A 12,281-nucleotide genomic window follows, 5' to 3' on the forward strand; every position below is an offset into this window, starting at 1 on the left:
CTCTCTTGAACGCTCAACGGCCTCAGGAACCGACACAAAGAGGTGAAGGCACATGACCCTTCTCACGCGAAGACAACTGCTGGGCACCGGCCTCGGGGCTGCCGCCATGGGGCTGATGGCAGGCTGCGCTACCCCCGGCACCCAGTCCGTCAACTCAGCGGCCACCATCCCGCCCGCGAACGGACCAGTGAAGCTCACCTACTGGGCCTGGCTCAAGGACTTTCAGAAGGTCGCAGACATTTGGAATGCGCAGAACCCCGGGATACAGGTGGAGGTGGTCTGGATTCCCGGCGGAAACTCGGGTGGATACCAGAAGCTGTACTCAGCGCTTGCCGCAGGCGGCGGCCCCGACCTGGCGCAGGTGGAACTGCGGTCCATTCCTGAGTTCCTCCTGGTGAATGGACTCGTGGATCTGTCCCGCTATGGCGCGCAGGACCACGCGCATCTTTACGACAAGACCCTCTGGAACCAGGTCAGCTATGCCGGCGGCGTCTACGGCATTCCCCAGGACTCCGGCCCCATGGCCTTGTTCTACCAGCCTGCTGTGTTGGAAGCCGCCGGCGGGGCCCTGCCAAGAAGCTGGGACGACTGGGCAGGGATCGGCAAGGAGCTCCGGGCCAAGGATGTCTACATTGACTGCTTCCCGATCAGCGACGCCTCACCGTTCGCTTCCTATGCAGCACAGGCCGGGGCCGTCTGGCTGCGGCCGGAAACAGACGGCTGGGTCATCAACATGACCGATGAGGCCACCCTCAACACTGCCCGCTTTTTCGACAGGGCCATCGACGACGACATCGTCAACACGGCCTACGGCACCTTTTCGCCGGCATGGTTTGCCGCGGCAGCCAAAGGAAACATCGCCTCCACCGTCACCGGAAGCTGGGGAGACGCCCTCATTGAGGGGGTCAGCGGAGCCTCCGGAAAATGGCGGGTGGCCCCCATGCCCACATGGGGCGGCGACGGATACGGGTCGAGCTACCTCGGGGGTTCCACGGCGGCAGTCCTGGCCAACAGCAAGCACCCCAAGGAAGCCCTTGAATTCGCGGTATGGCTCACCACGTCCAAAGAAGGAATCGACGCTGAGATCAAGAACAGCGGCATTGGGTGGTCACCGAACCCGGAGTTCATCGGAACTGATCGACAAAAGCCTTCGGCCTTCTTCGGCGGCCAGCGGTACAACGAGGAAGTCTTCGTACCGGCCACCCGGCAGCAGAACACCGAATGGTCCTGGTGGCCGGTCACCCAGCAGTCCTTCAACATCCTCAGCGACGGATTCCGCAAGAAGGCATTCGGAACCAGCCTGGTGGATTCAGTAGTTGCCGCCGAACAGCAGATCATCACTGTCTTCAAGAACAAAGGCCTCACCATCCGGAAGGAAGCGGCATGACGACCACCCGTACTGCCCCCACAGCCGAACGCAGAGGGACAGACAGGTCCCGGAACGGCCGGAACGGCGCGGCGGCCAGGGCACCTTGGCTCCTGCTGGCTCCCTTCCTGGCTCTCTTTGCCCTGACTTTCGTACTGCCCATCCTGGCGGCCATCGGCTCAAGCTTTACCAAGGTCACCCGCAGCGGCCTCTTCGGCGAAGCCGGTGTCACCAGCGGGTTCGCAGGGTTCTCGAACTATGCCCTGGCATTGGGCGATGGCGCTTTCATAGCCTCAATTGGCCGCATGCTGCTCTTCGGCGTCATCCAGGTGCCGGTGATGATCGTCCTCTGCACCTTCCTGGCTTTGCTGCTCGAATCCGCGTCAGCCCGCTGGCCCGGTTTCTTCCGCGCTGCCTACTTCCTGCCCTATGGCGTTCCCGGCGTCATTGCAACCATCCTCTGGTCCTTCCTCTACGTCCCGGGACTCAGCCCCCTGTTCGATGCCGCAAAGCTCGTTGGCATAACCCCGGATTTCCTCGGTGCCAACAGCGTCCTGTGGTCCATCGCAAACATCGTCACCTGGAGCTACACCGGGTACAACATGCTGATCATCGTGGCCCAATTGAAGGCGATTCCCGGTGAGCTCTACGAGGCGGCAAAAGTGGACGGTGCTTCCAGTTGGCGGGTGGCGCGGAGCATCCAGCTTCCCCTGATCCGCCCCGCGCTGGTCCTGACCACCGTTTTCTCCATCATCGGTACCCTCCAGCTGTTCGCCGAGGCCCAGGTCCTGAAAACAGTCGCGCCGGTGATTGACAGCCAATACACACCCAACTTGAGCGCCTACACCACCGCGTTCGCTTACAACGACTACAACGTCGCCGCAGCGCAGTCCGTCATCATCGCCGTCGCGGCCTTTACCTTGTCCTTCGCCTTCCTCGCATTCACGAACAGGAAGTCCTCATGACCACAGCAACCACCAGCAAAACACCGTCGGCACCGCCACGGCAGGCGGCCAAGCGGCCGGCCACCGGCACGGACCGCACGGTAGGCCGCCGTCGTTCATCCACCATCATCGTCACGGCGATCCTGGTAGTGGCCGCCCTGTACTTCCTGATCCCCGTGTACTGGGTGTTCGTAGCGTCTACCAAGTCCACTGCAGACCTCTTCTCCACCAACGGATTCTGGTTCGCCCCCACCTTCGCGCTGACCGAAAACCTCTCCAAAGTCCTCAGCTATGACGGCGGAATCTTTGGCCGGTGGTTCCTGAACTCGGCCATCTACGCCGGAGTGGGCGCGCTCCTGGCCACCTACTTCGCCGCGGCGGGCGGCTACGCCCTGGCCAAGTACCAATTCCGCGGCCGGAACCTGGTGTTCGGCACCATCCTTGGCGGAGTCCTGGTCCCCGGAACGGCCACTGCCCTGCCGCTGTTCCTGCTCTTCAGCCAAATGGGCCTGGCCAACACGTACTGGAGTGTCCTGCTGCCCTCCCTGGTCTCACCCTTTGGCCTTTTCCTGTGCCGGATCTACGCCGAAGCCACCGTGGACACGGCACTGATCGAGGCGGCCAGGATCGATGGCGCAGGTGAGCTGCGGATCTTCCATACGATCGGCCTCAAAGTACTGACTCCGGCTTTGGTCACTGTCTTCCTGTTCCAGCTGGTAGGCATCTGGAACAACTACTTCCTGCCACTGGTCATGCTGTCCGATTCCGAGCTGTATCCCATCACGCTCGGCCTGAACAACTGGCTCAGCCAGGTGGACCGCCTGCCCGAATTCTACGAACTAACCACCGGCGGGGTGCTGCTGTCCATCATCCCGCTCAGCATCGCAATGGTTGTCCTGCAGCGCTTCTGGCGCGGCGGGCTGACAGAAGGAGCCGTCAAGTAATGACCCATTCCCCAGTAGCCGGCTACGTCACGGATACCGGCCCCGGATCCGGTCGACGATTGCCGGCCCGCTCGTGGCTGCATACGGACGCACCAACACTGTCACTGAACGGGCAGTGGCGTTTCCGCCTTCTGCCCGGGGCTCCGGGTACCCCGGGCGGCAGGGGTGTCCTTCCGCAGGGCGAGGACCAGGAAGGCGTAGCAGCCGAAGAGCTGGACGATTCAACGTGGGACAAGATCGCGGTTCCCGCGCACTGGGTCCTGGAAGGCGACGGCCGGTACGGACGGCCCATCTACACCAACGTGCAGTTCCCCTTCCCCATCGATCCGCCGTTCGTTCCTGATGCGAATCCCACAGGCGACTACCGGAGGTCCTTTGAGATCCCTGAGGACTGGAACGATGCCCAACGCATTGTCCTTCGCTTCGATGGCGTCGAGTCCCGCTACAAAGTGTGGATGAACGGGACGGAGATCGGTGTAGGCACCGGAAGCCGGCTTGCGCAGGAATTCGACGTCACCGATGCCGTGCGCGCGGGGACCAACCTGATCGCTGTCCGGGTCCACCAGTGGTCGGCAGCAAGCTACGTGGAGGACCAGGACCAGTGGTGGATGCCGGGCATTTTCCGGGACGTGACACTCCAGGCGAGGCCCCGCGGCGGCATCGACGACGTCTGGCTCCGCACCGGATACCGGGCGGACATCGGGGGAACAATCGACCCCGAAATCGTCGCTGCCAGTGAGGCTTTCCCGATCCGCCTGAGCGTGCCTGAGCTGGACGTCGATGTCCTGTGGGAGTCCCCGGCCGACGTCGCCCCGGTGGTGATCGCCGCCGTCGAACCCTGGTCGGCAGAAGTGCCGCGGCTCTATTCGGCCACCGTCAGCAGCGTGGCGGAGACGGTTTCCCTCCGTTTGGGTTTCCGTACGGTGGAGATCCGCGGCGACCGCTTCCTGGTCAACGGCCGCCGGGTGGTGTTCCACGGGGTGAACCGCCACGAGACCCACCCGGACAGGGGCCGGGTGTTCGATGAGGCGTTCGCCCGCGAGGACCTGGCCATGATGAAGCGGTTCAACGTCAACGCCATCCGTACCAGCCACTACCCGCCCCATCCGCGCCTCCTGGATCTTGCGGATGAGTTGGGTTTTTGGGTGATCCTGGAGTGCGATCTTGAAACGCACGGCTTTGAAGCGCAGGGCTGGGCAGGCAATCCCAGTGACGATCCCGCGTGGCGCGAAGCCCTTGTGGACAGGATGGAGCGCACGGTTGAGCGGGACAAGAACCACGCCTCGATCATCATGTGGTCCTTGGGGAACGAGTCCGGCACCGGCTCGAACCTCGCAGCCATGTCCGCCTGGACCCATGCCCGGGATACCAGCCGGCCGGTCCACTATGAGGGTGACTACACCGGCGCTTACACGGACGTCTACTCGCGGATGTACTCATCCGTTCCGGAGACCGAATCCATTGGCCGCGACGACGCCGGGTCCCTGTTGCTGGGATGTTCCGCCGCCGAGTCCGCCCGCCAGCGCACCAAGCCTTTCATCCTGTGCGAATACGTCCACGCCATGGGCAACGGCCCCGGCGCGATCGACCAGTACGAGGACCTGGTGGACCGGTATCCGCGTTTGCACGGCGGCTTCGTCTGGGAGTGGCGGGATCATGGAATCCGCACCCGGGCGTCCGACGGAACGGAGTTCTTCGCCTACGGCGGCGATTTCGGCGAGGTGGTCCACGACGGCAACTTCGTGATGGACGGAATGGTCCTGTCCGATTCCACGCCCAGCCCGGGGCTCTTCGAGTACAAGCAGATTGTGGCTCCCCTCCGCTTGGGCTTCTCCACGGAAAAGCACGACGGCGGCGCTGGCCGGGTCCTGACACTCACCAATGTGCGGCACTCGGCTGACGCGTCCGACGTCGTCATCCGGTGGCGGTGTGAGACGGACGGCAAGCTGACCTCCTCGGGCGAGTTCGACGTTGTTTCCGCCACGGGCACCCCGCTGGCACCGGGCGAATCAGCACGCTTTGATCTTCCGGAACCTACCGCCGGAGGAGACGGAGAACAGTGGTTCACGGCCGAGGTGGTACTGCGGAAGGACACCGAATGGGCCGAGGCCGGGCACGTCATCTCGGCTGCCCAGGTGGAACTCGGCGGCACGTTCAAACGTCCGTCCACGCCGCGGCCCCTCCCGGCTGTTTCCCTCTCCTCGGCCGCCGCGGCCGGCAGCTTCTCCGTGGGTCCTGCCCACTTTGACCATGGCAGCCTGGTTGAACTGGCCGGGCTGGCGGTCTCGGGACCCCGCCTCGAGCTGTGGCGCGCCCCGACGGACAACGACGCCGGAGCGGGCCGCGGAAGTTACGACCTCGCAAACCCATGGTCCAACACCGGCAACGGCGTCCCGGCCCCTTCGATGGAGGCCATGTGGCGTGCGGAAGGCCTGGACCGACTGGTAGGCAGGGTTGAGTCTGCAGCATCGGGCAAGGACTGCGTGCGGGTCCGGACCAAGTACGCCGCGGCCAACAGTGCCCATTGGGTTTCCGTTGCCGAAGAGTGGCAACTGGCGGACGACGGTCTCTGGTTGCGCCTCGACATCGAGCCAAGTTCAGGGTGGGATCTGGTGTGGCCCAGGGTGGGAGTCCGGTTCGATCTGCCCGGCACCGTTGACGGTGCCGCCTGGTTCGGGGCAGGACCACGGGAGTCCTACCCTGACAGCCTCCATTCGGCTTTGGTGGGAAGTTACCGTGCGGGCATCGAGGAGTTGTCCGTCGCCTACGCCAAGCCGCAGGAAACAGGCCACCGGTCTGCGGTCCGGCGCCTGGAGCTGCAGCAGTCCGGCTCCCCGTGGCTGGAGCTGGAAGCAGTAGCCGATTCACGCGACCGCCTGCCGGGCTTCACCTTGTCCCGGCACACGGCGCAGCAGGTCTCGGCAGCCGCCCACCCCCACGAGCTGCCGCCCGGCAATGAAAGCTACCTGTATCTGGACGCCGCCCAGCACGGGCTCGGCTCGCGGGCCTGCGGACCTGATGTGTGGCCCGATTTCATGCTGCGGCCGGAGGCGAGGACGCTGGTCTTCCGCATCTCGGAAGCGTCCCGCTAGGCGTTGCGTTGGCCGCCCTGCGTTCTTTGGAGAACGCAGGGCGGCCCCGCAGCCCGGTCAAACAGCCGCGGGTTCTTTCCGCGCAGCATCCTTCCGAATCGTGGCGCTGATCACCGCCGCCACCGTGCACATCGCGGCAGCTCCCAGCCAGGCGTAGTTGTAGTGCCCGGTGGCATCCCGGATGTAGCCGGCCAGCAGTGCCGCCACTGCTGCGCCCAGTTGGTGCGCCGCGAACACCCAACCGAACACCACGGAACCGTCTGCCCCGAACACCTGCCGGCAGATGGCCGCCGTCGGGGGCACGGTGGCCACCCAATCAAGGCCGTAGACCACCACGAAGATGATCATGCTCGGCTCCACCGTTGAGCCCAGCAGGAGCGGCAGCACCAGCAGCCCGATCCCCCGGAACTGGTAGTAGACGGCCAACAGGACCCGCGGGTTGAAACGGTCGGTCAGCCACCCCGACGCGATGGTTCCCACGATGTCGAAGATTCCGACGACGGCCAACAGGCCGGCCGCTGTGGTTTCGGGCATCCCGTGGTCGTGCGCTGACGGAATGAAGTGCGTTCCAATCAAGCCGTTGGTGGTTGCTCCGCAGATGGCGAAGCCGGCAGCCAACGCCCAGAATGTGCGGACTTTGCTGGCCCGCTTGAGGACCTGGAGCGCACGGACGGCAGCATTCGGCGAGTCCACCGGGACCGCAGCGCTCGCCGCGGGGGCGGGGACCGGCGTCGTACTTTCTGCGGACTCTTGCTCAGCCCCGTAAGGCAACACCCCGACGTCGGCGGGTGAGTTCCGCAACCACCGCAGTACCAGCGGCACCACCGCCAGCGCACCTGCGGCAATCAGCAGCGAGGCCCCGCGCCACCCGGGGTCCTGCGCCAGCAAGGCAATGAAGGGCAGGAAGACCAACTGCCCGGCGGCACTGCCCGCAGTCAGGATGCCGATCACCAGGCCCCGGCTCTTGGCAAACCACGTATTGGCGATGGTGGCGGCAAAGACGAGCGCCATGGATCCCGTGCCCAGGCCGATCAGCAGGCCCCAGGTGAGGAGGATCTGCCAGGACTGGTTCACGAAGACTGTCAGCGCGGAGCCCAATCCAATGAGGCACAGCGCGATCGCCGTGACTTTGCGGATTCCGAAGCGTTCCATGAGCGCGGCTGCGAAGGGCGCGGTCAGGCCAAAGAGCACCAGGTTGATGCTCACGGCCAGGGACAGGACCGTGGTGGACCAGCCGAACTCCTGCTGCAGCGGCACCATCAGCACCCCGGGCGCAGCCCGGAAGCCCGCCGCTCCCACCAAGGCAAGGAACGCAACCGCGGCGACGATCCACGCGGGGTGCAGGCGGCGGCGTCTGCCGGTGGGAACGGTCTTGGTGGTGTCGGGAGCGGTCATGCTTGGATCTCTTTCACGTCTTCAGGGGCCGCTTTCGCGTTGTCGGGGGCGACGGCGAGGGATACCGGGCCGTCGCTGCGCTTGAAGCTGTGCCAGCTGGTATTGGCGGCTGTGAGGCGGGCGCCGCACTGGGTGCACGTGTCGGCTGAGGAGGTCGGTTTGCCGCAGCCGGTGTGGATGACGCGCATGTGCGAGACCTCGTCCGGGGCATCCATATGCTTCTCGGCCCAGATGATGATCGCGTTCAGGACCGGGAGGGTGTCCTCGCCTTTGGGCGTGAGGACGTATTCCTGCCTGGTCCGGTTGCCGTCCTTGTAGGGGCGCTGGGCAAGGATGCCGGCCTCCACGAACGAGGCCAGCCGCTTGCTGAGGACGTTGTCCGCTACTTCGAGGCGTTTCTTGATGGCGTCGTACCGGCCGTTTCCGAAGAAGACCTCGCGCAGGACCAGGCTTCCCCAAGGATCGCCGAGCACATCGAGGCCGCGGGCAAGGCTACAGGACCGGGCTGACCAGTCAGAACGCAATGGCATGAGCAGAAATGTAGCTGACTTTTCTAAAGAAAGCTAGGCTACTGCTTTCCGACGGCGGGAGCAGCCGCGTTCTTCAGTCCCGCCCGGGCAGGATGGTAGGCGAAAGCCCAGTAGACCAGCATCGCGATCCCGCAGACCACGCCGAGGCTGGAGACCATCAGCTGCCATTGCGTTTGCGGATCCTTGCCCCATTCAGCAGCGCCGGCCCAGACCGCAAGGTTCTTGGGGGTCATGTAGAAGGCGATCGTGGAGAAGACCACAATGACCCAGCCGGCGATCCTCATGCGACCACTCCTTGACGGGACCCTGTGCATGGCGAAGGCCATGCTCGGCAGCGCCACGGCAACCCAAACCCAGTGGTGCGACCAGGAAACAGGGCTGATCAGGAGCATGAGGATGGCGGTGGTGGAGACGGCAATGAAGTTCTCCTCCACGTCCACTGCCCACTTGATGATCAAGGCGGCGAGGACGGTCAGTGCCAGGGAGAGCGCCAGCCACACCAGGCTGGTCATGGACGAGTCCGGCATGCCGAAGTGAAGGAGGAGGCCTTTCAAGGAGAGGTTGTCCACATAACCCGGTCCCCCGATCCGCCCGGTGTCAGGCAGGATCTTGGTCCAGAAGGCCACTGAAGCCTGCGGCAGGATGGCCCAAGCGAAGGCGATCGAGCCGAAGAACCCGGCCGCCATCCAGGCCAGTGCCTTGAAATCCCTCCGCACCAGGAAGTAGAGCCCGAACGCCAGGGGCGTGAGCTTCACGCCCGCAGCCATGCCGATCAACAAGCCGGCCGGCCACCGGATCAAACCTGCCCGGGCTTTTCCGTGCAAGGCGAAGTCGGTAAGGATGACTCCCATCAGGACGATGTTGATCTGTCCGAAGACGAAAGTGTCCCGCCATGGACCCAGCAGCAGGATAGCTCCCGTTCCCAGCAACGCAGTGGTCCGGAACCGGTAGTCCGCGAACGCCACCCGCCAGGAAGTGAGGCCGAAGAAGTAATGCCGGGCCAGCCATGCTGCCACAATCGCCGCCCCCAGCAATGCCGCGAGGATGAAGACGAGGCTGCCACCGAAGAAGCCCACAGCGGCCAAACCCGTGAATAACAGGGCGGCGAACGGCGGATAGGTGAACGGCAGGCCGTCGCGGACTGCGTAGAGATCGCCGCCCTCAAGGACCTTGCCGCCGCCGTAGTAATAGACCTCGAAGTCATTCAGGAACGGCTCGTAATCGGTGTAGAGGAACCATATGGCGACGGCCAGCGTGAAAGCGGCTGCGCTGGTGAGGATCCAGCCGCGCCGCGTTGAGGAGACCACGGGTTTTGTTGTTGCGGACACGACCCTAGCCGTTGCTGATCTTGGCGAAGGCTTGTTCAAGGTCGGCAATCAGGTCCTCGGCATCCTCGATGCCGCAGGACAGACGCAGGAGGTTCACCGGTACTGCCAGTTCCGTGCCCTTCACTGAGGCGTGGGTCATTTCCGACGGGTAGTTCATGAGGGATTCGATGCCGCCCAGGGATTCGGCCAGAGTGAAGACGGACGTTGATTCAGCCACCTTGCGCGCAGCTGCCTCACCGCCCTTGAACTGCACGGAAACCATGCCGCCGAACTTCTTCATCTGCTTGGCTGCGAGGTCATGGCCCGGGTGGTCCGGGAGCCCCGGGTACAGCACAGCCTCCACCTCGGGACGCTGCAGCAACCACTCGGCCACAGCCTGCCCGTTCTCGCTGTGGCGGTCCATGCGGACACCCAGGGTCTTGAGCCCGCGCGTCGTCAGGAAAGCATCCATCGGCCCGGAGACCGCACCCACAGCGAACTGGATGAAGCCGATCTTCTCCGCCAGGTCAGCATCCTTCACCACGATTGCACCGCCGACGACGTCGGAGTGGCCACCGATGTACTTGGTGGTGGAGTGGACCACGACGTCGGCCCCCAGGGCCAGCGGCGTCTGCAAGTAGGGAGACGCGAAGGTGTTGTCCACTACCAGGAGGGCCCCGGCGTCGTGGGCTACCTCGGCGAGCGCCGCGATGTCGGTGATCTTCATCATCGGGTTGGACGGCGTTTCCACCCACACGATGCGCGTCTTGTTCGCGGCCACGGCGCGGGCTACGGCGTCGAGGTCCGACATATCCACGGGGGTGTTGCCGATCCCCCAGTCGCCGAGCACCCGGTTGATGAGCCGGTACGTCCCGCCGTAGGCATCATTGCCCAGCACGATGTGGTCGCCCGGACGGGCGATGGCGCGGATCAGCGAATCTTCGGCGGCGAGTCCCGAGCCGAAGGAGAAGGCGGCAGTTCCGCCTTCAAGGGCGGCCAGCTGCTCCTGCAGCGCGTCGCGGGTGGGGTTGCCGCCGCGACCGTACTCGTAACCGGAGCGCAGGCCGCCGATGCCGTCCTGGGCGTAGGTGGTGCTGAAGTGCAGCGGCGGCACCACGGCGCCGGTGCGTGGCTCGAATTCCTGCCCGGCGTGGACGGCACGGGTATTGAAACCTGCAGTGTTGTTGGCAGACATGGAAGCTCCTTTGTCAGTGCTGGGATCGGCGTCAGTGCTGGGGATCGGCGTCAGTGCTGGGGATCGGCGCTAGTTGCTCAGGTAGGCCAGGAGGTCGTGGCGGGTGAGGATTCCCACCGGAGCCCCGACGAACGTCACCATCACGGTGTCGACGTCGGACAGCAGCTCGCGCGCGGCGGAAATGGTTTCGAGGGATCCGATGACGGGCAGCCGATCGCCCATGTGCTCGGAGATCTTGTCCGTGAGTTTGGCCTCGCCGCGGAACAGCTTGCTGGTGAGGCTGCGTTCATCCACGGCACCCAGCACTTCGCCCATCACAACGGGTGGTTCCTGTGACAGGACCGGGATATGGGAGACACCGAACTCGTTCATGATGTTGATGACGTCGCGGACGGTCTCGTTCGGGTGGATGTGGACCAGGTCCGGCATCTCCCCCGTCTTTGACTTAAGCACCTCGCCCACTGATGACTCTTCGCCGCCGGAAAGGAAGCCGTAGGAGCGCATCCACTGGTCGTTGAAGATCTTGGCAAGGTATCCGCGGCCGGAGTCAGGAAGGATGACCACTACGACGGCGGACTCATCAAGGTCCTTGGCGGCTTGGAGAGCCGCCACTACCGCCATGCCCGAGGAGCCGCCCACAAGGAGGCCCTCTTCACGGGCCAGGCGCCGGGTCATCGCGAACGAGTCCGCGTCGGAGACGGCAATGACGTGATCCGGAACGGAACGGTCGTAGTTATCCGGCCACATGTCCTCGCCAACACCTTCGACGAAGTACGGACGGCCGGTCCCGCCGGAGTAGACCGAGCCTTCCGGGTCCGCCCCGATGACCTTGACCGGGCCGCCGTCGGACTGCGGTCGGTCCCCCGAAACCTCCTTGAGGTACCGCCCGGTACCGGTGATGGTGCCGCCGGTTCCTGCACCGATGACCACGTGGGTCACGCGGCCGTCGGTGTCCCGCCAGATTTCCGGGCCGGTGGATTCAAAGTGGCTTCCGGGCGCGGCCGGGTTGGAGAACTGGTCCGGCTTGAAAGCGCCCGGGATCTCCCGCACCAGGCGATCGGACACACCGTAGTAGCTCTGCGGGCTGTCAGGGGCGACGGCGGTTGGCGTCACCACTACGTCGGCGCCATAGGCCTGGAGAACGGCACGCTTGTCCTCGCCCACCTTGTCCGGGACGACGAAGATGCATTTGTAGCCCTTCTGCTGGGCTACCAGCGCAAGGCCCACACCGGTGTTCCCGGACGTCGGTTCCACGATGGTGCCGCCCGGCTTCAACCGGCCGTCCTTCTCGGCATCCTCAATCATCTTCACGGCGATGCGGTCCTTGATGGAGCCGCCCGGGTTGATGTATTCAAGCTTCACCAGGACGGTGGCTTTGATGCCTTCCACCACGTGGTTGAGCTTGATGAGGGGCGTATTGCCGATGAGGTCCAACACGGACTGGGCGTACTTCATAGGTACAAAGTTACCGTCTGCCCGCTGCACCACCGGACCGGGCAACGCGCCCA

9 protein-coding genes are annotated in these 12,281 nt (G+C 64.6%); 4 read left to right on the plus strand and 5 right to left on the minus strand.

Translation table 11 applies throughout. The features are described from left to right. The first annotated feature begins 52 nt into the window (after positions 1-52). The 4 genes from OCL88_RS01135 to OCL88_RS01150 are packed head-to-tail and all read left to right on the plus strand — an operon-like array spanning position 53 to position 6,346. Positions 53-1,387, plus strand: a complete 1,335-nt coding sequence (locus tag OCL88_RS01135; RefSeq protein WP_264961308.1) for an extracellular solute-binding protein — start codon at positions 53-55, stop codon at positions 1,385-1,387. Next, complete coding sequence (locus OCL88_RS01140) at positions 1,384-2,331, plus strand: carbohydrate ABC transporter permease (RefSeq protein ID WP_264961309.1); 948 nt, start codon at positions 1,384-1,386, stop codon at positions 2,329-2,331. The genes OCL88_RS01135 and OCL88_RS01140 overlap by 4 nt, the downstream gene beginning before the upstream one ends. Then, entirely contained in the window at positions 2,328-3,254 is a 927-nt protein-coding gene (locus tag OCL88_RS01145; protein ID WP_264961310.1) for a carbohydrate ABC transporter permease, read from the plus strand. Before OCL88_RS01140 ends, OCL88_RS01145 begins: the two co-directional genes overlap by 4 nt. Next, a complete protein-coding gene (locus OCL88_RS01150; RefSeq protein WP_264961311.1) occupies positions 3,254-6,346 on the plus strand; it encodes a glycoside hydrolase family 2 TIM barrel-domain containing protein in 3,093 nt (1,030 codons plus the stop codon). Before OCL88_RS01145 ends, OCL88_RS01150 begins: the two co-directional genes overlap by 1 nt. A gap of 57 nt (positions 6,347-6,403) precedes the next feature. Here the strand turns inward: OCL88_RS01150 and OCL88_RS01155 are convergent, their stop codons facing one another. The 5 genes from OCL88_RS01155 to OCL88_RS01175 all read right to left on the minus strand — a co-directional run bounded on the left by OCL88_RS01155 (position 6,404) and on the right by OCL88_RS01175 (position 12,228). After that, complete coding sequence (locus OCL88_RS01155; RefSeq protein ID WP_264961312.1) at positions 6,404-7,741, minus strand: MFS transporter; 1,338 nt, start codon at positions 7,739-7,741, stop codon at positions 6,404-6,406. Continuing rightward, a complete protein-coding gene (locus tag OCL88_RS01160) occupies positions 7,738-8,271 on the minus strand; it encodes a winged helix-turn-helix transcriptional regulator (RefSeq protein WP_264961313.1) in 534 nt (177 codons plus the stop codon). The genes OCL88_RS01155 and OCL88_RS01160 overlap by 4 nt, the downstream gene beginning before the upstream one ends. A gap of 38 nt (positions 8,272-8,309) precedes the next feature. Further along, the gene (locus tag OCL88_RS01165) at positions 8,310-9,599 is read right to left on the minus strand and encodes a glycosyltransferase 87 family protein (protein ID WP_062097569.1); all 1,290 of its coding nucleotides are present in this window, start codon (positions 9,597-9,599) and stop codon (positions 8,310-8,312) included. A 4-nt stretch (positions 9,600-9,603) separates the two neighbouring features. Beyond that, positions 9,604-10,773, minus strand: coding sequence for a cystathionine gamma-synthase (locus OCL88_RS01170; RefSeq protein ID WP_021472334.1), 1,170 nt, complete (start codon positions 10,771-10,773; stop codon positions 9,604-9,606). 69 nt (positions 10,774-10,842) lie between these two features. After that, the gene (locus tag OCL88_RS01175) at positions 10,843-12,228 is read right to left on the minus strand and encodes a cystathionine beta-synthase (RefSeq protein WP_264961314.1); all 1,386 of its coding nucleotides are present in this window, start codon (positions 12,226-12,228) and stop codon (positions 10,843-10,845) included. Between the last annotated feature and the right edge of the window lie 53 nt (positions 12,229-12,281).

This window comes from Paenarthrobacter sp. PAE-2 (genome assembly GCF_026013155.1).
Classification (GTDB): domain Bacteria; phylum Actinomycetota; class Actinomycetes; order Actinomycetales; family Micrococcaceae; genus Arthrobacter; species Arthrobacter ureafaciens.